The 23,362-nt window shown below is 39.9% G+C and carries 15 protein-coding genes, 3 tRNA genes and 2 pseudogenes; 7 read left to right on the top strand and 13 right to left on the bottom strand.

The annotated features are described in order from the left end of the window. Positions 1–59: 59 nt before the first annotated feature. Positions 60–1,778 (bottom strand): IlvD/Edd family dehydratase, encoded by a 1,719-nt coding sequence (locus tag KZC02_RS12020; RefSeq protein WP_221394313.1) that lies wholly within the window; start codon positions 1,776–1,778, stop codon positions 60–62. 113 nt (positions 1,779–1,891) lie between these two features. Here KZC02_RS12020 and KZC02_RS12015 point away from each other — a divergent pair, with 113 nt between their 5' ends. Then, positions 1,892–3,142 carry a serine hydrolase gene (locus tag KZC02_RS12015; RefSeq protein ID WP_221394312.1) on the top strand — a complete coding sequence of 417 codons (1,251 nt, stop codon included), beginning with the start codon at positions 1,892–1,894 and terminating at the stop codon, positions 3,140–3,142. Between the two features lie 2 nt (positions 3,143–3,144). Here the strand turns inward: KZC02_RS12015 and KZC02_RS12010 are convergent, their stop codons facing one another. Beyond that, the gene (locus KZC02_RS12010; RefSeq protein WP_221394311.1) at positions 3,145–3,537 is read right to left on the bottom strand and encodes a MerC domain-containing protein; all 393 of its coding nucleotides are present in this window, start codon (positions 3,535–3,537) and stop codon (positions 3,145–3,147) included. A 198-nt stretch (positions 3,538–3,735) separates the two neighbouring features. On the opposite strand from KZC02_RS12010, the gene KZC02_RS12005 reads away from it, so the two are divergent. After that, the gene (locus tag KZC02_RS12005) at positions 3,736–4,146 is read left to right on the top strand and encodes a Fur family transcriptional regulator (protein ID WP_221394310.1); all 411 of its coding nucleotides are present in this window, start codon (positions 3,736–3,738) and stop codon (positions 4,144–4,146) included. A 52-nt stretch (positions 4,147–4,198) separates the two neighbouring features. Here KZC02_RS12005 and KZC02_RS12000 read toward each other — a convergent pair whose 3' ends face one another. Then, positions 4,199–4,747 (bottom strand): hypothetical protein, encoded by a 549-nt coding sequence (locus tag KZC02_RS12000; RefSeq protein WP_229254221.1) that lies wholly within the window; start codon positions 4,745–4,747, stop codon positions 4,199–4,201. Positions 4,748–4,786: 39 nt separating this feature from the next. Then, positions 4,787–7,108, bottom strand: coding sequence for a TonB-dependent receptor (locus KZC02_RS11995; protein WP_221394308.1), 2,322 nt, complete (start codon positions 7,106–7,108; stop codon positions 4,787–4,789). A 266-nt stretch (positions 7,109–7,374) separates the two neighbouring features. On the opposite strand from KZC02_RS11995, the gene KZC02_RS11990 reads away from it, so the two are divergent. Next, positions 7,375–8,100, top strand: a complete 726-nt coding sequence (locus tag KZC02_RS11990; protein WP_221394307.1) for a hypothetical protein — start codon at positions 7,375–7,377, stop codon at positions 8,098–8,100. Between the two features lie 65 nt (positions 8,101–8,165). On the opposite strand, the gene KZC02_RS11985 is transcribed toward KZC02_RS11990, so the two are convergent. From KZC02_RS11985 to KZC02_RS11970, 4 genes and pseudogenes are all read right to left on the bottom strand, one after another. Further along, positions 8,166–9,245, bottom strand: coding sequence for a 6-bladed beta-propeller (locus KZC02_RS11985; protein ID WP_221394306.1), 1,080 nt, complete (start codon positions 9,243–9,245; stop codon positions 8,166–8,168). Between the two features lie 241 nt (positions 9,246–9,486). Next, positions 9,487–10,446 (bottom strand): 1-phosphofructokinase family hexose kinase, encoded by a 960-nt coding sequence (locus tag KZC02_RS11980; protein ID WP_221394305.1) that lies wholly within the window; start codon positions 10,444–10,446, stop codon positions 9,487–9,489. Positions 10,447–10,627: 181 nt separating this feature from the next. After that, a pseudogene (clpX, locus tag KZC02_RS11975) lies at positions 10,628–11,871 on the bottom strand (ATP-dependent Clp protease ATP-binding subunit ClpX). Positions 11,872–12,221: 350 nt separating this feature from the next. Further along, positions 12,222–12,896: a ClpP family protease gene (locus KZC02_RS11970; protein ID WP_229254220.1), complete on the bottom strand. Its 675-nt coding sequence runs from the start codon at positions 12,894–12,896 to the stop codon at positions 12,222–12,224. A 249-nt stretch (positions 12,897–13,145) separates the two neighbouring features. Between KZC02_RS11970 and KZC02_RS11965 the strand changes: the two genes are divergently transcribed. Next, positions 13,146–13,523, top strand: coding sequence for a helix-turn-helix domain-containing protein (locus KZC02_RS11965; protein ID WP_221394304.1), 378 nt, complete (start codon positions 13,146–13,148; stop codon positions 13,521–13,523). 235 nt (positions 13,524–13,758) lie between these two features. Here KZC02_RS11965 and tig read toward each other — a convergent pair whose 3' ends face one another. Both tig and KZC02_RS11955 read right to left on the bottom strand, forming a co-directional pair. Then, complete coding sequence (gene tig / locus KZC02_RS11960; protein ID WP_221394303.1) at positions 13,759–15,105, bottom strand: trigger factor; 1,347 nt, start codon at positions 15,103–15,105, stop codon at positions 13,759–13,761. A gap of 160 nt (positions 15,106–15,265) precedes the next feature. Further along, positions 15,266–15,347: transfer RNA gene (locus tag KZC02_RS11955), tRNA-Leu, on the bottom strand. A gap of 173 nt (positions 15,348–15,520) precedes the next feature. Here KZC02_RS11955 and KZC02_RS11950 point away from each other — a divergent pair. The 3 genes and pseudogenes from KZC02_RS11950 to KZC02_RS11940 all read left to right on the top strand — a co-directional run bounded on the left by KZC02_RS11950 (position 15,521) and on the right by KZC02_RS11940 (position 19,808). Continuing rightward, positions 15,521–17,805: pseudogene (locus KZC02_RS11950) on the top strand (RelA/SpoT family protein). Positions 17,806–17,930: 125 nt separating this feature from the next. Then, complete coding sequence (locus KZC02_RS11945) at positions 17,931–18,434, top strand: Fur family transcriptional regulator (protein ID WP_131961309.1); 504 nt, start codon at positions 17,931–17,933, stop codon at positions 18,432–18,434. A gap of 78 nt (positions 18,435–18,512) precedes the next feature. Then, entirely contained in the window at positions 18,513–19,808 is a 1,296-nt protein-coding gene (locus KZC02_RS11940) for an adenylosuccinate synthase (protein WP_221394302.1), read from the top strand. A 75-nt stretch (positions 19,809–19,883) separates the two neighbouring features. On the opposite strand, the gene KZC02_RS11935 is transcribed toward KZC02_RS11940, so the two are convergent. The 3 genes from KZC02_RS11935 to KZC02_RS11925 all read right to left on the bottom strand — a co-directional run bounded on the left by KZC02_RS11935 (position 19,884) and on the right by KZC02_RS11925 (position 23,215). Then, complete coding sequence (locus tag KZC02_RS11935; protein WP_221394301.1) at positions 19,884–22,835, bottom strand: DEAD/DEAH box helicase; 2,952 nt, start codon at positions 22,833–22,835, stop codon at positions 19,884–19,886. A gap of 150 nt (positions 22,836–22,985) precedes the next feature. Continuing rightward, positions 22,986–23,074 (bottom strand) — tRNA-Leu (locus KZC02_RS11930). Between the two features lie 68 nt (positions 23,075–23,142). Then, positions 23,143–23,215, bottom strand: a tRNA-Gly gene (locus tag KZC02_RS11925). Positions 23,216–23,362: the final 147 nt, after the last annotated feature.

Genomic DNA, 23,362 nt, shown 5'->3' with positions numbered 1-23,362 from the left:
ACCGTCCGATAGTACTTTATACTGTCGGACGGTTAATAAAGATACAAATAGTTCGTTTATTAATGAGAATCCCTCGCCACTTTATCACCCGAGCCTCCTACCAGAAAATCAAGATCGGCTCCTTCATGAGCTTGCATTACGTGCTTTATGTGGAGATTTACATATCCTCTGTTATATCCCAATTCGAGAGGTTTCCATGTTGCACGGCGAATTTCAAGTTCTTCGTCAGATACTTCCAGATTCAGCTTCCTGTTTTCAACATCCAGTTCAATCATATCGCCGTCTCTTACCAAAGCTAAAACACCGCCGACCGCTGCTTCCGGAGAAATATGCAAAACGACAGTGCCAAAACCTGTTCCGCTCATACGCCCATCCGATATACGAATCATATCAATCACACCTTGCGCAAGTAATTTTTTCGGCAGAGACATATTGCCTACTTCCGGCATACCAGGATATCCTTTTGGACCTACATTTTTTAGGACCAGTACACTATTTTCATCTACATCAAGCTCCGGGTCATCCAGGCGAGCTTTATAATCATCAATATCTTCAAACACAACTGCCTTTCCACGGTGCTGCATGAGCTCAGGTTTTAAGGAAGCCGATGGTTTGATAACTGCTCCGTTCGCGCATAAATTGCCACGTACCACAGCCAGTCCAGTCAGATTTTTTACGGGTTCTTCCAGTGTTCCTATTACATCCGCATCAAAACATTCCGCTGTGGCACAGTTTTCAGCCATAGTTTTTCCATTGGCTGTTATTACATTTTCATGCAATAAACCAAGCATTTCTTTGATAACCACCGGTAGGCCGCCAGCGTAATAGAAATCTTCCATGAAGTATCCTCCGGATGGCTGCAAATTAAGCAAAAGAGGAATTTTGGCACATAAGTCATTGAAATGATCCAGCGATAGATCGACGCCAATTCTTCCTGCGATAGCCAGTAAATGAATCACGAAATTAGTAGACCCACCAATAGCTGCATTAAGCATAATCGCATTTTCGAAAGCTTCTTTAGTCAGTATTTGTGAAAGACGGAGGTCTTCTTTTACCATTTGCACAATACGGCGTCCGGACATATGTGCTAAAACTTTTCTTCGTGAGTCAGCGGCAGGAATTGCTGCATTTTCAGGTAAGGTTAATCCAAGCGATTCTACCATACAGGCCATTGTAGAAGCCGTTCCCATCACAGCACAATGGCCATCACTCCGGCACATACATGCTTCTGCTGTTGTTAATTCTTCCTGTGAAATTTCGCCTTTCCGGTAAAGCTCACTGAATCGCCATACGTCACTGGTTCCTATTGTTTTTCCCCGGTACCTGCCTGTCAGCATAGGGCCTCCTGACACTACTATTGTAGGGATATTTACACTGGCAGCACCCATCACAAGTGAGGGAGTTGTTTTATCACAGCCGCAAAGAAGCACAACTCCATCAATCGGATTGGCACGGATTGACTCTTCAACATCCATACTTGCCAGGTTCCTGTAAAGCATGGCCGTTGGTTTGATCAGTGTTTCTCCCAGAGACATCACAGGAAATTCCAGAGGGAATCCTCCTGCTTCCCAAACACCACGCTTTACCGATTCTGCCAGTTCTCTAAAATGCCCGTTACAAGGCGTCAATTCTGAAAATGTATTACAAATGCCGATAACAGGCCGTCCTTCAAATTCATCTGCAGGATAGCCCTGATTTTTCATCCAGGCTCTGTATATAAATCCATCTTTACCCGATTTACCAAACCAGCCTCGGCTGCGTAAATTATTTTCTTCCATTATTCGCCATTGTTTACATTCAATTAGTAAAGGCAGTCATCAGTAAAATATAATTCATCTTACCCTTTAAATTAAATTATTGTATCTTCGTTTTATACGTGCTCCTGATATCCATGATTTTATTTAGAGTGAATAAGCTTCCTTTTTACCTGCTTTTTGGATTGTTTTCATTACCTGCTTTCGCTCAGTTTCAGTCGGATTCTTTTATAGAGAAACTACTTAAAAAACATCCTGAAAGGTTTTCAGAAATCCTGAAAACGCCAGAAAAATATCATGTTCAAATTTTGTATACCAAAATAGACCGGAATAAAAAGAACGAACCTCATTTTACAACGCACGGTTATCAGGTCAATAATGCTGACTATTTTTATCCGGCGAGTACAGTCAAATTACCAGCAATTGTATTGGCACTGGAAAAGCTCAACAGGCTGAGTATTGATAAATATACGGTCATGCTCACAGATTCGGCCCGTCCTGAACAATCATCAGTCCGCAGGGATACTACTGCCGAAAATGGCTTACCATCTATAGCACATTATGCCAAAAAAATACTATTGGCTAGTGACAACGATGCGTTTAACAGGTTGTATGAATTTATTGGACAGGAAGAATTCAACGAAACTTTACATGCCAAAGGTTATCAAAATGTACGGATCACACATCGCCTGGAATCTCCTCTAAGTGCTGAGAGTAATCGTTATACCAATCCTGTCAGATTTGTTAAGGATGGAAAAACAGTTTATGAGCAGCCGGAGAAATATTCGGCAAAAACTTATTTTTCCCCAACAGCCATTCTTCAGGGAAAGGGGTTTTTAAAAAACGGCGAATTGGTAAATGAACCTTTGGATTTTACCCAAAAGAATTTCTTTGCATTAGAAGAACAGCATAAACTTCTGAAAGCAATATTTTTTCCTGAGCAGGTTCCGGAGCAGCAACGATTTAATCTGACAAAAGAAGACTATACTTTTTTATATCAGTACATGTCTCAGTTTCCCGTAGAAACCAGTTTTCCTGCCAATTACACGGATGATTATTATGACGGATATTTAAAGTTTTTGATTTTTGGTGCAACTAAAACGCGCTTGCCCCGGCATATCCGTTTGTTTAATAAATCAGGGGACGCATATGGCTATCTTTTGGATAATGCATATATAGCAGATTTTGAAAAGGGAATTGAATTTATGCTGACTGCGGTAATTTACGCCAACGAGGATCAGATATTTAACGATAACAAATACGACTACGAAACAATAGGATTGCCATTTCTGGCCAATTTAGGGAAAACTATTTTTGAATACGAGTTAAGCAGAAAACGGCTGAACCGACCGGATCTGGAAAGGTTTGAAGTGCAATACGACAAGTGAAATCAGGAAATTTTGTACTTCGTCCGTGGTGCAATCTGACAAATGTAAATATTAAGCAGATGCCCGATGATCAGTAAAGCGGAACCAATATAACCCATCCAGGTAAAAATCTGGTTGCGGCCCTCAAAAACAAGTGACACTGAGAAAATCATTAGTGCTCCCCAGAGAAGTAAGCGTATTGGCAAAGATTTATGGTCACGGGTGGCATAATAAACTGCGATTCCGTTTACAAGAATAAAGAAATAATCAAGTGAGAGAAGACCAGCATGCGTATGTTTGTTATAAACAGTTGACCCAAATGCCAGTGCCGGAACCAGCAGGCAATGTATAATACAAAGTACGGAACCAAGTATTCCTATATAATCGGCTTTGCCGTGTGAGTGTGTTGCTTTCATGCTAAATGTTATAACGTTGCAAAAGTAAAACTATATCTGCTTACTTGCAACGGTGTTGCAATATTTTTTGTTCAATTATTTTACAATTCGCAAACGAATTATCCTGTAATTGAGATTTTGCCAAACTTAGAACTTAACTTTGACAGGAAAGGTTTTAATCATAACCAAGCCTGACGAATAATTAAATTGTTGGAAATAATGGAACAATTAAGAGAAACGCTTAAAGGACATCATCTCAGAACCACCACTTGCAGGGAAGATGTACTTTCGACGTTTATAAATAAAAAGAATGCGCTTTCACATGGAGACCTGGAAGGGGCATTGGGAGAGAATTATGACCGTGTGACAATATACCGTACTTTAAAAACCTTTCTTGAAAAAGGAATTATTCATAAAGTCCTGGACGATGAGGGATTACGTTACGCTTTGTGCTCAAATAATTGTTCTGAGGAAAAGCATCATCACGATCACATCCATTTTAAATGCAGTGCCTGCGGGGAAACCAATTGTCTGGAAAATTTGCATATCCCGGCCGTGCAGTTGCCACTGGGTTATCAACCCGAAGTTTTTAATCTGCTGATTCAGGGAACCTGCCCTAAATGCAAATAAAAAAGTGAGTTGATACAACGGATGTTGCGTCAACTCACTTTGCATATTTATTCTACTGAACTTCTAATGTAAAATCAAGATTGACATCGTCGCTGCCTGGTGTTGTAGTTCCATCTTTTGAGCCTGGCTGGTGACGAAGCTGTACTTTCAGCAATCCCGTTCCGGTTGCTCCCGATACTGCCGTTCCTGTTAACCCAACTGGATAACTATTTGCATCCTTATCTCCATAAGTATATTTTAGCAGAGTAGCTGGTGTGGCTGTATAAATAAACAAATGTTCATAAGCTTCCTGGCTAACCTCAGTAGAAATATCAACAACCGGAGTTTTGCTTTCATCAAGCAATTCAATTGCAAGCGTATAGGTCGTATTTGGCTTTAAAGTTATTGTATCGAACTGGGTTGGCAGGTTTCCACCTTCACCGTCTGCATCCTTATATGAAAATGTACTTTGGTTATTTGTTCCCTGCTCCGTGAATTTCAATGTTACTGATGTAATTAGTTCATTTTCATCATCAATCTGGACTTCATCTCCTGAGTCTTTGCATTGTGTAAATAAAGCAGCTACACTGAAGAGCAGTATCCAGATTAATTTACGGTTCATTTTCATGTGAAATGTATTTATTTATAAAAGTGAAAATTTTCATGCTCCAAACTTCCATCTCAATCGCAGCGAAGCCTGCCGCCCCATATCGTCAGAATAGTAACGGAATCGGTTCATATAATCCCTGTAAACTGTATTGAATAGATTTTGAACGGAAACGCCCACTTCCAGCTGATTTTTTTCTGAGATTTTGATTGTCCCGCCTGCCTGTAAATTCCACAAAGAATAAGCCGCAGGTGGTGGCAGAAAATCGCTGTTATCCGGTACGCGTTTTTGTCTTGCTACTGAAAGATTTCCTGCCGAAAAATAGACCTTTTTCCATTTTCCCAGTTCCGGGAGTTCATATTTCAATTGATTATCCCAGCGGTTAGGTGGAATCATCACCAGATAATTGTCATTTCTGGTATCATAAACTCTCAAATAACTTAGTTTGCTCGTCCATGTTAAATTCCTTGCAAATTCCCACAAAACATTCAGGTCAATTCCCTTAAATACGGCATCTGTCTGGGTATATTTAAAATAAGGGAAAGCACCTCTGATTGTTAAAATGGGTTCCGGCTGAGGTTTCAGATAAATGTAATCAGATATGTAATTGTAGTAACCTCCGAGTTCTACGGACAATTTTGTATTGGAATATTTAATGCTTCCAATCGTATTGGTAGCTTTTTCGGGCTGAAGTGTTGCATCGCCTTTTTCGTAAGCTGCTGCACCATGGTGTACACCGTCGCTGTATAATTCGCTGACATTTGGCGCTCTCCATGCAGTTCCAATATTTAACCTGGCAGAAAAATGCGAAGAAAAAGTTCGGGTCGCACCAAGTGTACCTGAAAAATTAGAAAATGTAAAATTATTTGAAACCTTTTCCTGACTAACAATACGGTGTGTTTTAAGTGTCCGGTAATCGTATCTTATCCCTGCTTCCAGCTCCCATTTACTTGTAACATATCTTTCTATCCAGAAAAGTCCAATATTAAACTGGTTAAAATTGGGTATTAACGGCCGGCCACTCATTAGATTATACTGATAAAGTGTACTCAGACCAACCTGGCCAGCCACTTTTTTAGCAATCGCTTTGTGATCCCAAATTACATCATTGGTAAGCGTTGTAAGTTTGAAGGAAAGTTCCGGATGATTAAGAGCAGCTATGGAATCATTCCGTGGGCGGTGAAGGTCAAATTCCGCACGATCATTGATCTGACGTGCCAATGTCCATTGAAACCGGTTCCCGTCTTTTAAATGATAATGTGCCTCAGCTTTAAATAATTGATGGGTAACATCCTGATATGGCCTGCCAATAGCATAACTGAAACCTGATTTGACAAAAGGTTCACCGTTTTTAATGACATTTAAAAGATCAGTAACGCTGCCAATATGTGAGCCTGAAAAAATTCCAATATTAGTGTCAAAAAGACTGTAAAAAACATCGATACCAAATCCTTTTTTTCGATAACCTGCTGCAAGCGAAAAGTTTTTCTCACTTATTCCTGTGTTGTCCAGAAAATAATTTGGTGTTCTGATATTACCCGAACGTTTGATGGTTCCCTGGGCACGCCATCCAAATCCTTCAAAATTCCTGATACCGCCTTCTACCGTTCCAGAAGTTACACCTTGCCGGCCATTTGAAAGTCCTACCAGATTCAGCTCTCCGCTTAAAGGTTTATTAAATGGTAATTCTTCGGGCTCAACCAATATTACACCACCAATTGCATCGGAACCGTACCGTACGCCAGCTGCGCCTTTCACAACGGATATCTGGGTGGCTAGGAAAGGATCAATTTCGGGTGCATGTTCAGAACCCCATTGCTGGCCTTCCTGCCGAACGCCATTATTCATGATCAGTACCCGGTTACTATGCATCCCATGAATAACAGGCTTGGAAATAGAAGACCCGGTTTGCAGTGTTGTAACACCCGATAATCCTTTGAGGCTTTCAGCCAGGCTTTGCCCACGCGTTTGGAATAAATCGTTTCCTGAAAGAACAGTTAATGGCTGGGAAGAAGGTGCGTCCGTACGGTGTGCTGTTATTTCCACATCTTTGAGATGTACTTCGTTTTCCTGAAGATTGAAGTTTTCCTCATGTCCGGCTGTTAAATCCAGTTTTTGCTTAAATGAATTGTACCCAACAATCCTGCACTCCAGTTCATAAGCTCCGGGACATAAATTGCTGATTTGGTATCGTCCCTGATCGTCTGTAAAAACACCATTGTTCTGTCCTACAATTAATATGGTGGCCCCAACAATAGGCAGGTTGGTGTGCTGGTCAAGAACAACACCTTTTACAAAACACGTACAAGCTGGATTTTGTCCAAAAGAGACCAAAGAAGAAGCTAAAAATAAAAGGCTTAAAATTATTCTTATCATTGAGTCAATATTTTAAACCTTTAAGATATCCGGAGTGACTTTTATCAAAATGTAACCGCTTACTACTATTGTATATCGTTACAGATGAATGGATAATATACATTGCTACAATGTTGCAAATATAAGTTTAATGCAACTGCGTTGCAAAATTATTTGCGAAGAATTTTATGCTTTATACGTTGTATTGAATCAACGGGAGTAAATTTGCAGTTATCCATCTGTTGATTTAAAAAGTGTCTTATTTATTAATTACCAAAATAATTTTAATGCCTCCGCTGATTGCAGGCGTTACATTGGCTGTAAGAAAATGGGGTGAAGGTATTGGAGGTTGGGTAGGAGGATTTCCCTGGGTAGCCGGACCGATTTCTTTTTTTATAGCATTTGAACACGGTGCTAATTTTGGGATATCAACAATACCGTCAGCATTATTAGGCTCAATCGGGACTACATTTTTTGCATTGGTTTATGCAATTGCTTCATCCAGGCTTTCATGGCTTCCTTCTGTTCTGTTGAGCTATCTTGCTTTTTTTGTTGTAGCGTTGGCTTCCTTAGGCAGGGATATTTCATTTCAGGCAGCAATTGCACTAAACCTGATCGTGTTAACAGCTGTACTATATATCTTTCCTAAACCAGAGGCGAAAACAGATTACAAAAAACAGCCGTCATATGATATTCCATTAAGAATGTTCGTAGCTACCATTTTTGTAGTTATTTTAACACAAGCCGCCGATTTTCTTGGCCCTACATGGAGCGGAATTCTCACGCCATTTCCTATTATGACTTCCACGTTAGCTGTTTTTACACATTCCCAACAAGGATCTGCTGCGGCAGCCCGGATTTTATACGGACTGCTTTTGGCAGGATATGGTTTTGTTGCTTTTTTAATTGGCGTTTATTGGCTGTTACCAATCATGACAATAGGATGGGCCTATGCCTGCATTACTATCGGAGTAATGATTATAAATGGGATTACAGTCAAAATGATCCGTTAAATCTGTTTTTCGATAGCAACTGTAAACTTAAAACCGCAACCGGTGTCCCGGTTAACGACTCATATTTAAGATACTCTCTCTAATTTGACAGGATAAGTCTTTTTAGCATTCCACTGACAGACATAAATATTTTTATCCTCATCAATACACACATCGTGGCAATGCATAAAAATGGGTTTATCCTGCACCATAATCTGTAATTCTCCATTTCGGTATTCCGGCTTGGTGCCGCCAGGATTAGAAATTACTTTGTTGTTTTTATCCAGAATAGTAACGAACCCAGAATTAGGGGTCTGGTTCAGGTAACGCAGTCGCGACCAGCAAACACCTGCATAAAGGGTATCATCATCAAAAACCGGACGGCAAACAAAAGCGCCGGGAAGGAATATGGTGCTGATATATTTACCATCTAAGGTAAATCTCTTAAACGCATTGTGGACCCTGGAAGTAATTAGAAGAGTAGGATTTGCTTTATTACGGGTGTCGATGGCAATACCATGAGCGGTAGAAAATTGTTCATCACCATCACCAGGTCCACCGAATTTATCTATGAATTCTCCTTTTGGAGTATATCTTAAAATCCACTGTGAGCCATATCCATCAGCAATATATATAGTTCCGTCGGGCCCTATTGCTGTTTCAGTGGGTTTGAAAGCGTCGGCTTCTTTGTAGGCACCTACTTTTGAAGGATGTTCAATCGTCAGCAGAATTTTCCCTTTCAGGTCTGTTTTAAATACTTTTCCAATATTGGGATCACAAATGAAAAGGAATTCTTCTCCATTTGCATTCCAAAGTGTAAGCCCATGCCCGCCTGGGAATTCGTGGCCCCAGCTCTCGGTCAGTTTTCCCGAACGGTCATAAATAAGAATATTGTTTTTTACTTCATCGCCCACCATGATCAGCCGCCCTTTGCTATCCTGCACCATTTCATGGCAGTTGTTGATCGGAAATTTGGAAGAATCCAGATTTCCCCAGGTCTGATGTACTTTGTAGCGGTGTGACCCATGTCCTATAATTTCTTCGTCTGCTTTGGGCTTGGCATGAAGAATATAAAATGGCTTAAAAGTTAATACCGCTGTGGTAACAGCTGCCGCTGCAACAGCCGTAATTTTTGTAAACTCACGGCGGGGGATTTTTTCTGACATGACTTTTCTTTTTTATTAAAAAGACAAACGACAGGATTTCTTACTATCAGCTATCAGATAATGTAATTCAAAATGTTTGATCTTTATCACATTGGCGACTGCATTATTTAATGCCGCATAGTGAATACCTGTTTGTAGCAATTGCAACTATTGTTAATTCACAGCATACCATCGGTACGCAACTAATATCACCGCGCAATACGGCCTATGCGGTTTTATAATTCTCTTATCTATGACTATATTATGAAGCAGAATATCTTTGGCCGTATCTGTTCAGCCAATCCATAAGCCGGTTCACATCCTGCATCTTGAATAATTCGCTTCCTGAATTCATTGTTGCCGCTGAACCGCAAGCCACACCCATTCTAACGGCTTCCCGTAACGATTTGCCTTGGGATAATGTCCAGACGATGCCTGCAACCATGCTATCCCCAGCACCGACTGTACTTTTAGGCTGAACCGGGGGTGCAGGAATATGTTCCACCTGATCTTCTGTAACCAGCATAGCCCCCATAGCACCCATGGAAACAATCACAACCTCACATTGGCCACGGATAATAAGTGCACGTGCAGCATCATCCACATCATCCATTTCAAGTTTATCAACTCCAACCAGATGGCTGAGTTCCTGAATATTGGGTTTTAATAAATATACACCTGCTTCGGTCGCATAGCGCAATGCATCGCCTGACGCATCAGCAATAAACTTTGCTCCTTGTTTATGTGCTATTTTAGCTATTTGCCCATAAAAATCAATTGGAGCTCCGGGAGGCAGGCTACCGCTGGCAATAATATAAGAAGGTTTCGGGTCAAATTCTTCCATAGTTTCCAGGACAGACCTTATTTCAGTTGGCATCATCTCCGTGCCCGGCATACCAAAGCGATATTGAAATCCGGTGCTGGTTTCCAGTACATGGAAGTTTTCACGTGTCCATTGTTTGGTTTCAATAACAATAGTTTCTACCCCTTCACTTTTAACTAATTTATGCAACCGTTGACCCGTTGGTCCGCCAACAGTAAATATGGCAACAGGGTTACCTCCTAAACGGTGAATTGCCTTAGCTACATTGATTCCTCCGCCACCAGCTTCAAAATTGGGTGTTTCGCAACGCAGCTTATTGTCCGGGACAATACGTGCAACGTTAGAACTTTTGTCGAGTGCAGGGTTAATAGTAAGTGTTACAATCGGTCCGGTAGCCATGGAAATAATAGTCGTTGTGATAATAATGCAAGTTTCAAAAGAAAACTACACAAACGCAATTACGTGAATAAATTCAAAAATATGCTTTGTAATATTCATTTAATTGTTCGCCTGTAAAATAAAAAGCTCTGCCAGGGCAATAAACCCGCAGAGCTTTTTATGGTTTTACATCAATATAATTTTATGCAACTGACCGCAACAAAGACATGGATGATTTCTCAAATTGTTCCAAAGCGTAGTCCAGAGACAACGTAAATTCTTTTACATTTTTCTGGGATGGCAGGTCAAACATAGCATCCGTCATAATGGATTCGCAAATTGCACGTAAACCACGAGCGCCCAATTTATATGTCATTGCCTGATCTACAATGAAATCCAGAACCTCTTCCTGAAAATGTAATTTAATTCCTTCCATTTCAAAAAGTTTGGCATATTGTTTTACCAAAGCATTTTTAGGTTCTGTTAAAATCCGTCGTAATGTTTCTTTGTCCAGAGGATCAAGATGGGTCAAAACCGGCAAACGGCCAATCAATTCCGGTATCAAACCGAAGGATTTAAGGTCCATCGCAGTTACATAACGCATCAGATTGCCTTTATCAAATATTTCAATGATTCGGTTATCACCAGAGAATCCAATGGGACGTGTATTGATACGTTTCCCAATATGACGCTCAATGCCATCAAAAGCACCTCCGCATATGAAAAGGATATTTTCTGTATTAATCGTGATCATCTTTTGATCCGGATGTTTACGGCCGCCTTGCGGGGGAACATTCACCGAAGACCCTTCCAGTAATTTAAGAAGTGCCTGCTGTACTCCTTCACCGCTTACATCACGGGTAATTGAAGGATTATCAGATTTACGCGCAATCTTATCTATTTCATCAATGTAAACAATTCCGCGTTCTGCTGCTTCAACATTATAATCCGCGGCCTGCAAAAGACGTGTTAAAATCGTTTCTACGTCCTCACCCACATAGCCAGCTTCGGTTACCACAGTTGCATCTGCGATACAAAAAGGAACCTGTAAAATACGTGCAATAGATTTGGCAAGATAAGTTTTACCTGTTCCGGTTTCACCTACCATGATAATATTAGACTTTTCAATTACCACATCATCATCACCAACCGGCTGGTTGAGGCGTTTGTAGTGATTATAAACTGCAACAGCAAGTGAGCGTTTTGCTTCATCCTGGCCAATTACATACTGTTCTAAAAACCGTTTGATCTCTGTTGGAGGAATTGATTTAAGCTTAGGCAGCTTTGGTTTTTTTCTTTCTTCTCTTCTTTTGAATTAAGTTCTTCTGTAATTACCTGATATCCTTGTGCAATGCAATGATTGCAGATGTGGGCGTCAATTCCGGAAAGTAATAAATCAACTTCATTTTTTTTGCGTCCGCAAAACGAACAATTTACTTGTGCCATTGAATATGATATACAGTTATGGTACGATGCACTGGATTAAATTTCGTAGAAATACCTGTGCGGTATTTCTAGCCTGAAAGTGGAATTAACAAAATGAATAAACATATTGTTTCAAACCATCTTATACACTTCACAATTCAATATTTTTTTGCTAAAACGAATGTTTTAAAAACGCTGAATGTAACACTTCTTATATAGATGCTTTATTGCATCGAAAGGCAGAGTTTGAAATATGATGTAAAGTTCCGGTTTTTTAGGCGTGTTACCAAACAGAAGTCTTGCCAAAAAATAAAAACGGGCTGAACATAATTATGTCCCGCCCGTTTTACTAGCTTAACAACCAGATTACTTTATTTGTCTCTGGTCAATATTTCATCGATAAGGCCATATTCTTTTGCCTCATAGGCCCGCAGCCATTTGTCACGATCAGAATCCAAAGCTATTTGTTCAGGAGTTTGTCCGGTATGATTTGCAAGGATTTCATACAATTCATGACGAAGCTTAACGATTTCACGCGTCGTAATTTCAATATCTATTGAAGTTCCCTGTGCTCCACCGGAAGGCTGATGGATCATAACTCTTGCGTGTGGCAACGCAGAACGCTTTCCTGCTGCTCCGCCAGCCAAAAGAACTGCTCCCATTGAAGCCGCAAGGCTGGTACATACGGTTGCAACATCCGGACGTACATACTGCATGGTATCATAAATTCCCAATCCGGCGTAAACTGATCCGCCAGGGCTATTGATATACATCAGAATATCTTTTTTTGCATCGGCAGATTCCAGGAACAAAAGCTGGGCAACAATAATGTTAGCTATATTATCATCAACCCCAGTTCCCATAAATATAATACGGTCGGCCATTAATCTTGAAAAAACATCCACTTCCCTGAAATTCATAGGGCGTTCTTCAATAACAGAACGGGTCATATTTTCAACTGTATGGTTCATGTAGCCATCAACCTTAAGGCCGCTCATTCCTAAATGATGAACGGCATATTTTCTAAATTCATTTCCGTGATCCATGAAAAAATCTAAATTTTAAATGATATGTAATTTAAAGGGTACATCTTCAAAAGAACAAAAAGCGCATTATCTTAGTTTCTGATAAAAGATTGCTTACTGGTTTCTAACCCGATTGCAAATTTGGGTATTTCATTGTATAATCCTCATCTATTTGTGTGATAAATTATCGAAAATTGCGAGAACTATCTTTTTAGCGAATCATTATATTGCATAATAACTTGTCAATGGTTAATAATTAATACCGGCACTATGAGTATTGCATCGAATTTATCAGAAAAAATACGTCAGATCAGGCTTCGTAAGGGTCTTTCTCAGGAAAATATGGCAGATATGCTTGGTTTGTCCACAACGGCATATGGTGATCTGGAACGTGGAAGAACAGAGCTTTCATTTTCGCGACTTGAAAATATTTCAAAACTGCTGGATATGCCGTTACCAGAATTATTGGGTTTTGAATCCACGGCACTTTCTGAAACGGAATGGCTGCGACAGGAAAATACCAGACTTATGGCAGTTAACAGCCGTTTGCAAAACGAATTGGAGCAATGGAAAGCAAAATTTAAGCTGTGGTTTGGAGAAGGAATAATCCGCCAGATAGGGGAGGGAAGGGAAAGGATTGGGTTTTAAAGAAGAAAGAGAAAAGGGTTAAAAGGTGAAGGGTTAACGGGAAAACCGTAAAAGATAAACGGTTAAAGATTATTGTATGTGACTAGTTGTAAATACAAAAGAGTTCAAAATTTGCAGATCACTGCAAGCTTTGAACTCTTTTTATTGAATTACCAAAAGTTACTTAGATATAAAAGCTAGCTTACTCTAAACTTTGGAACTCTTTACCGCACCGGCGGCCCGGTCTAAACTTAAACTATTCCTGGATTTCTCCTTTTGCCAGAGTTTCGAACTCGCTTACTTCAATTGTCTGCTCGTCAGTAGTAACCTGGTTACGAATGATCTCCAATACTTTATTATCAAAAACCTGATTGAAAATGCTTGTATAATTATCGCGCTCTTTATCGGCCAGATAACCTTGTGCAACACGGTCAATGGTTTCTCTCATACTTTCGTCGTCACCATAAATTCCGAATTGTCCTTTCATCATTTCACGTGTGAAATTAAGGATTTCAGGATATTCTACTTTGATGGCGGCAACATCAGCGATTTTATTTTTGATCAGGCTCAGTTTCAATGATTTCTGAAAATCCTCGAATTGCTCTTCAATCTGCTCACGCGTGAATTTGCCTTCGTTTGTTTTTTCCAGCCAGTCTTTAAGAAAATCTGCCGGTACGTCAATTGCAATATTATCAAGCAGAGCAGTTTCGATGTCACGGCGCAGAAGAGCTTCTGTTTCACGTTCGTAATTGCCTTTGATAATTTCAAGAACTTTTTCCTTAAACTGCTCTTCACTTTCAACTTGTCCTGGTCCAAGAACTTTGTCAAAAAATTCCTGAGTCAGTTCAGCAGAAGCAGTACGTGTTACGTCCTCAACAGTTAAAGTATATTCTCCGGAAAGTTCGCTAACGTCTTCTTTCTTTTTACCCGTAACATGCGCAATAGCAGATTCTTCGGTAAAAGTATTCTGAATATCGAAAGTGATTACATCACCTTTTTTTGCACCAATGAACTTAGATAAACTATCTTCATTCAATTGTTTGGTTGGAATAGCGGTATTGGTTGTGAATTCAGTGGATTCCTGTTTCAGTTCACCAAAAACCATATCACCCAATTCGCTTACTTCCGGATGGATATTGTCTGCAAACCGCTCACGAAGGCTGTCCAAAGTTTTGTTCAGTTCGTTATCGTCTACATTGATACTATAACGTTTCACGGCAGGAAGCTCCGAAAGATTGACATCAAAATCAGTAGCAACACCTAAGTCATAGCTAAATTCAAAGTCACCTGGTTTGTCCCAGTTTGCTTCCTCCGCTTTTTCACGGTTTGGAATAGGATCACCTACTACCTGTACTTTATTATCACGGATATAAGTGCTGACAGCATTGCTCAGAATACTGTTTACCTCATCAACTAAAATGCTTTTACCATACATGCGCTGTATTACATGAGATGGTACTTTGCCAGGGCGAAATCCCTTTAAATTCACACGTTTTGAATAATCCTTAACAGTTTTATCAACTTTTGGCTGATAATCATCTTTTGTTAGCTTCACTTTAAGCGAGGCTAATGTCGGCGAATTCTTCTCTAACAAAACTTCCATGCGTTCCTTATGTATTGGTAAATACCTTTTTTAGATAAAATGAAAAAGAAAAATGCCCTCAAAACAGTGTCCTGAGGGCATTTGACGGGTTAACTACGGAGCCATTTATTTTCTAAATTAAAGTAGGAAATACGACGCCCCGTCAGTCCCTTGTTGTTCGTACGGGCGGAGGGAATCGAACCCCCACGCCTTGCGGCACTAGATCCTAAGTCTAGCACGTCTACCAGTTCCGCCACGCCCGCTTTTATTTTTTTGTTTCCGTTCCAACGCGATTGTTGAATTGGGAGTGCAAAGGTATGCTTATTTTTTTAATACATGCAAACTTTTTTAAAAATTTTATCTTTAGGTAAAATGATATTGAATAATGTCGTTAAAATTTGTTATTTTGGTGAAGCATACTAAAGACTATTAAGCAGTGGAGCAACTCGTTGAATCCCTCACCATTGACCTGGAGCAGGAGCGTAAGGATATTCTCAAAAAATACAGAAGGCTTTTACGGACGGCTAAACCTTTTTTAAAGGATAATGACGCAAAACTTATCAAAAAGGCCTTTTACACATCGGTAGAGGCACATAAAGATATGCGTCGCAGGTCGGGAGAGCCATATATATACCATCCGCTGGCTGTTGCACAGATCGTAGTAGAGGAAATTGGATTAGGTACAACAGGCATCGTTGCTGCGTTGTTGCACGACGTTGTCGAGGATACGGATATGCGTATCGAGGATATCGAACGCCTTTTCGGTAAAAAAGTAGCGAAAATCATCGACGGGCTTACCAAAATATCGGGCAGGTTTGAATACGGTACATCACAGCAGGCTGAAAATTTCAGAAAAATGCTTCTCACACTGTCTGATGACGTTCGTGTGATATTGGTAAAACTGGCAGACCGGCTCCATAATATGCGTACGCTGGACAGTATGCCCAGAGACAAACAGTTAAAAATAGCGTCAGAAACTATTTTTATCTATGCACCTCTGGCTCACCGTTTAGGGTTATATAGCATTAAGTCAGAGCTGGAAGAATTATATTTAAAATATACAGAGCCACAGGAATACAGGGCAATTGCAAGAAAGCTGAGAGAAACCAAAGGTATCCGTGATCGTTTTATATCCAAGTTTATGGAACCGATCGCCCAGGACCTGGAAGCTGCTGGTTTAAACTTCATTTTGAAAGGAAGGCCCAAGTCGATTTATTCGATCTGGAACAAAATGCGTAAGCAGAACAAGCCTTTTGAGGAAATTTATGATTTGTTTGCAGTAAGAATTGTTTTGGAATCGTCCGTGGAAGGCGACCGGGAAAAAGCAATCTGCTGGCAGGCGTATTCCATTGTAACGGATCATTATAAGCCCAATCCAGACCGGTTAAAAGATTTTCTGAGTACACCTCGCGCCAATGGTTATCAGTCACTGCATTCAACTGTAATGAGTAAAAGCGGACAATGGGTGGAGGTGCAGATTCGGACTTCACGCATGGACGAAATTGCTGAAAAAGGTTACGCAGCGCATTGGAAATACAAAGGAAATGATACCAAAGTCCGTGGAAATATCGAACAATGGATCACCCAGGTAAGGGAAACATTGGAAAATGGTTTTGGTGATAAAACTGCCGCTATTGAGTTTCTGGATGAATTCAGGAGTAATTTTTTCAATGAAGAAGTTTTTGTTTTTACACCAAAAGGAGAACTGAAAGTATTACAAAGCGGATCTACTGCACTGGATTTCGCTTTCGATATCCACTCCGAAGTTGGCGCCCATTGTATGGCTGCCAAAGTAGGTGGTATACTCGTTCCTATCAGTTATGTTCTGAATAATGGAGATCAGATTGAAATTATTACTTCCAGTAAGCAAAAACCGAATGAGGATTGGTTACGGATTGTAATTACATCGAAAGCAAGGGCAAGAATTAAGGATTTCCTGAAAGAGGATAACCGCCGATATGAAACGGATGGACGTCAGCTTGTTGAGAAAAAACTGAAAGTGCTTGGTATTGAGTTGAATGCAGAAGTAACCAACCAGCTGCGTGCCTTTTTTGAATGTAAAACGTCTGCTGATTTTTTTACAGAATTGGAAAGGCATATATTCAGCTGGATGAATTAAAACGATTTAAAAAGGATAGAGACGCTAAGGAAAGGAAAGCTTCTGAAATTACGGCAACAACGCCTGCTGTTGCGACTGGTGATGGTAAATCGTTCACAAAACTTTTAAAAAATATCCACGGCGATCGTGCCGACAGCGATACATTGCTAATCGGTGACGACATGGATAAAATAGATTACAAACTTGCGCCTTGCTGCAATCCAATAGCAGGCGATGACGTTTTTGGGTTTGTGACTATTAATGAAGGCATTAAAATTCACCGTACTACGTGCCCCAATGCTGCGGAATTAATGTCTAAACATGGCAACCGTATAATAAAAGCAAAGTGGGAATCGACAAGAGAAGAGGCTTTTCTGGCTGGTTTGTATATTTCGGGAACGGACCGTGTAGGGTTAATTAACGATGTGACCCGGATCATTTCCAACGAGCTGCATATTAATATGAGAGGGCTTACCATTGATACAAAAGATGGTGTTTTCAATGGAGATATTCGGCTTTATGTACAAGATACCAGCCATTTGGATATATTGATCAATAAGCTTGAACAGGTAGAAGGAGTGTACAAAGTTCAGCGTTTTGACACCAATTTGAACGGAAAATAGTTGTAAGGGAAGGGATATGTGATCGAATTAATTTTGATCAGGCAGCGTTGGATTTGATGATAACTGCCACGTAACCTACGGTGTTTTAAGTAAAAAAGCGTAATTTGCGCAAGATTTCAAAAGATATGCCACAAGCCAGCAAACCAAATTTTGAAGCCGCCAAGAAGATCTTAACGGCCTACTTAGAAAATAAAGGACTTCGTAAAACACCCGAACGTTTTGCGATTTTGGAAGAAATTTATACCCGCGAAGATCACTTTGATGTTGATGAATTGTACATCAGCATGAAAAATAAGCGCTATCGGGTAAGTCGTGCTACTGTTTATAACACGCTTGATGTGCTTGTTGACTGTGATCTGGTTACCAAGCATCAGTTTGGTAAAAACCTGGCACAATTTGAAAAATCCTATGGTAATAAACAGCACGATCACCTGATCTGTACGGATTGCCATAAGGTAATGGAGTTTTGTGATCCGCGTATCCAGTCCATTCAGAATATGGTTGGGGAAATGTTGAATTTTAGTGTACTGCACCATTCACTTATTTTCTATGGTAACTGTACCAAAGAAAATTGCCAGAACCGAAATGAGATCGGTCAGGAAGTGTCAGTCGCTCACGAAAGGGATTAATAGTATTTTCGTTAGTTGGCTCAGTACATGAGCCATCAATCTTACAAGAAATTTTATTTTTTAGTAATCAATTATTGAATGAAAGTTGATGTATTGCTTGGTCTCCAATGGGGAGATGAGGGTAAGGGAAAAATTGTGGACGTTCTGGCGCCACGGTATAATGTTGTAGCTCGTTTTCAGGGAGGCCCTAATGCGGGTCATACACTTGAATTTGATGGTATTAAACACGTTCTGCACCAGATTCCATCAGGGATATTTCGCCGTGATATTCAAAATATTATCGGTAACGGAATAGTATTGGATCCGATCGTTTTCAAAAGAGAAATTGATAATCTGGCCAAATACAACCTTGATTTAATCAGTAACCTGTTTGTTTCCAAAAAAGCATCACTGATTCTTCCTACACATTCACTGTTGGATGCTGCTTACGAGCGCTCAAAAGGAGATTCTAAAATCGGATCGACCTTGCGCGGTATCGGCCCGACTTACCAGGACAAAATCGCGCGTCTTGGATTAAGGGTAGGGGATGTTTTATCTCCGAATTTTGCAGCGAAGTATAAAAAACTGGTTGATGCACATAAAGTAATTCTGGATTTTTACGCTTTCGATTATTCTGCTACACTACCTCAGGCTGAAGAAAACTTTTTTGCAGCCATTGAATTCATGAAACAATTTACACTGGTAGATAGTGAATATGTGGTAAACGATGCATTGACAGCCGGTAAGTCTGTTTTGGCAGAAGGGGCACAGGGATCATTACTCGACATTGATTTTGGGTCTTATCCTTTTGTAACCAGTTCTACTACTATGGCAGCAGGAGCCTGTACCGGTTTAGGAATAGCTCCTAATCAGGTAGGAGAGGTTTTTGGTATTTTTAAAGCATATTGTACGAGAGTGGGCAGCGGCCCGTTTCCAACTGAACTTCTGGAAGAAACCGGCGAAAAAATGCGTCAGGAAGGACGTGAATTTGGCGCTACCACGGGCCGTCCCCGGCGTTGTGGCTGGTTGGATCTTCCTGCGTTGAAATATGCAATTATGATCAATGGTGTTACACAGTTGATTATGATGAAGGTGGATGTGCTGACAATTTTTGATAACATTCGCATTTGTACGGATTATCGTTTATCTGATAGTACAATTACAGATCAGCTTCCTTACGATCTGTGTGACGAGACAGTAGAACCGATATACAAAGATTTCGCCGGGTGGCAGCAATCATTGGATGGTATTCATGATTTTGAAGCCATTCCTGCTGAACTTCTTGCCTATGTTAAATTTTTGGAAGGAGAACTTAATTTGCCAATTACATTCATTTCAACCGGTCCGGACAGAGAGGCTTTAATTAGCCGTGAAACTTCCGTACAACTGAATTGACTTAACTATAATTTCGCAAAAAGACCGCTAAGCTCATTGCTTAGCGGTCTTTTTTTATTTCTGTTATTTATACTTTTAAGTTAGTAAGCTCAATACATCTTCCCTCGTAAGTGATTTGACAAATCCGTCCTCACTGGATATTAAATCGTCAGCCAGCTGTTTTTTTGTTCTTTGTAAAGAAAGGATCTTTTCCTCAACAGAGTTTTTGGTAATAAATTTATAGGTAAATACGGTGCGGTCTTGTCCAATCCGGTGTGCTCTGTCTACCGCTTGTGCTTCAATGGCAGGATTCCACCATGGATCAAGGATAAATACATAGTCTGCTGCTGTAAGATTCAGTCCCAGACCTCCTGCTTTTAACGAGATCAGGAAAACTTTGATATCATCATCTGTCTGAAAATTTTCAACCTGCGTCTGACGATCCTTCGTTGAGCCATCCAAATAAGAATACGAGATTTTTTTGCCTTCCAGAAAATTCCTGAACAGATCCAGGTGCTTGATGTATTGACTGAAAATCAATATTTTATGGTTCTCACTGATTACAGTCTGAATCTTATGCAGCACATCTTCAAATTTTCCAGAGCTGTCTTCGTAAGCCGGATCAATCATTTTAGGATGATTTGCCAATTGCCTTAATTTTGTCAAACCTTGTAAAACAACCATTTGAGACTTGGAAATGCCATCCGAGTCTATACTTTGTAAGATGATATTGCGGTAATAAGTCTTCGCTTCTTCGTATGCTTTTTCCTGTTCTTCTGACATTTCACAATACTGGATACTTTCCACTTTTTCGGGAAGATCCGTTGCAACCTGAGATTTAAGACGCCGTAAAATAAACGGTTTTATTAAATTATAAAGCCGTTTACTTTTCTCCTCATCATTCTTTTTTTCAATTGGAATCTGAAATTCATCCCGAAAAAAAGGCTGGCTACCCAGTAATCCCGGATTTACGAAAGACATCTGCGACCAAAGATCAAGCGTACTATTTTCAATCGGTGTGCCGGTAAGTATTAGTCGATTCGCTGAATTTAACTTTCTGACTGCTTTTGTAATATTAGACGAAGGATTTTTTATGGCTTGGGATTCATCCAGAATAACATAGTTGAAACGGTAAGATTTGATCAAATCAATATCCAGCCTGACAATACCATATGAGGTCAGAATGAGGTCGTAGCCGGTAAATTGAGCAGGATCTTTTTCACGATATGTTCCGGTATAAAGCATCACCTTCAGACCCGGAGTAAATCGTTTTGCTTCCAATACCCAGTTATATAACAGGGATGTAGGCATCACCAGCAAAGATGGTTCCACGATTCCGGCTTCTTTTTGTGATTGCAAAAATGCAAGTGTCTGCACTGTTTTTCCTAATCCCATATCATCCGCCAGACAACCGCCAAAATGATATTGGTGTAAAAAATGCAGCCAATCGTAGCCCGATTTTTGATATGGACGTAATGTCCCGTTAAAATTTAAAGGAGGCACACTGGATTCAATATGATTAAAATCCCTCAAATTTTCGAGTTTTCTACTAATAACAGCAGTCGCAAGATTTTCTTCTCTTAATTCCTGAACCAATGCAAGATGATGCATTTTTAAGCGCAAATGATCGCTTTCGTGGTCATGTTCAGTAAATGAAAACAATTCTGAATACTTTGTAAACCACCATTCAGGTATAACAGCTATTTCTCCATTTGGCAGTACGAATTCCTTTTTCTGATTGAGAATATAGTTTTTTAACTGGATAAAAGGAATTTCAAATTCACCGAATTGCACTTTTGCATTAATATCAAACCAATCCCTGCCTTCCTGAATGGAAATATCCAAAGAAGAATAACCCAAAAAGTAACGTTTGGCGTCAGTAGTATTTTGCCTGACAATTATGCCATTTTCAGTAAGGAGATTTGCATTACCTTGTAACCATCCAAATGCCTGGGATTTTGGCATCTTAATCGTTCCGTTACGAATGTTCAACCCCCAATCTTTCAAATGGGCTACATTGTGGCGTTCAGTGATAATATCTCGCTTTACTTTGTGAAAGAAATAATCCGGCCCTTTTTTTTCTATTGAAACACTCGACTGGCTGGCGAGGCTATCAAAATGGAAAAAGAAGTTTCCGTATTGAAACGACAAATCCAATGTTACATCGTTATCATCTTCTTCTTCAACTATAGTTTCCTTTTCATGTGAATTGGCAAAAAGTAAAAGTTCTTCTTTTCTGGTATTAACGATATGGTCGGAAATTGTTAATATCGTTTTTGGTGCAGAAGCTATATTTCTTATTTCAAAACCACGGGCTACAACATCATAGGATGCAATAAGCGGAGCTACAAACTTTCGATAATATTGTTCCTCAACATTTGCAGGAATAGCAATGAATTTTTTTGCCAGAAACGGTTTAATTTTCTTTCCATCCACGTGGCCGGCAAAATGGTAAAGATGTCCGTCTACTTCCAGCCATGCAGGTTCATCACAGATCAGAATGGCATTTTTATACTGGAAATCAAGTTTTTCGTATTTGTGCTTAATCGTGGGGAAATAATGGGTATTGTCTTCGTTTCTTACAAAATGAAAGCGGATAGTCGCTTTTTCTTCTTCCCGGATAATGGGTTTCCAAAGCGGATTCCCATCACTTCCCATAATAAACAAATCCTTTCCTTCAAGCTTTTCCAGAATACTGGCCTTGATTTTTTCAAGGTATATGGTAATTACTTCCTGTACGGCCTTATCTCCCTTTTGAGAATCATAAATTTTCAGAAAAAAATCAACTGCATTTAATTTTCTGGTATTGAATTTTTTTACAATAGTATCCTGCTGAATGTCATCAATCAATTGGACCAGTTCAAAATCCGTCACATCAAGGCCATTGCTGAATTCCTGAATATTTTTGGAAGAAATGCTTTGAATCTGATAAGAAAAATCGCCCTGTGCATTTAACTGAACTACAAAAGATTCGAAGATATATCCAAGATATTCATGGGCAAGAATAGAATATACGATCTTGAAGGGTTCGAGAGGCGATACTTTCATAATATTAACGTTGTCAATCAGCCTAATGTAGAGAGTAAAATGCTTGCTTTAGCTAAAAATATACCAACACCAAGCTTGGCAAAATATCAAATATATAATAAAATGAGAGCAAAAAAAAGACTTCCCGGAAAAGGAAGTCTTTGGCCTAAGTGGTACCGGGGACGGGAATCGAACCCGTACGAGCGTTTCGGCTCACAGGATTTTAAGTCCTGCGTGTCTACCAGTTCCACCACCCCGGCATTAGCCATTACGGATGTTTTGGCGTTTGAGAGAAAAAAAGCACCGATTCCGGTGCTTGTATTCTCTGAGCGAAAGACGGGGTTCGAACCCGCGACCTCGACCTTGGCAAGGTCGCGCTCTACCAGCTGAGCTACTTTCGCATAACCGTTTTTGATTATCGTGGTGCAAATGTAGGTATGTCATATATTTCACGCAAGTTTTTTAGTAAAATATTAGAAAAAAAAATTAAACTTTTTATTAACAAATTGTAAATCATTGGGGTTAGCTTACATTATTATTTCATCTTG

Source organism: Dyadobacter sp. NIV53, from assembly GCF_019711195.1.
GTDB lineage: Bacteria > Bacteroidota > Bacteroidia > Cytophagales > Spirosomataceae > Dyadobacter.
Note: the sequence above shows the minus strand (reverse complement) of the source record. Positions and strands in the feature narration are given on the sequence as shown.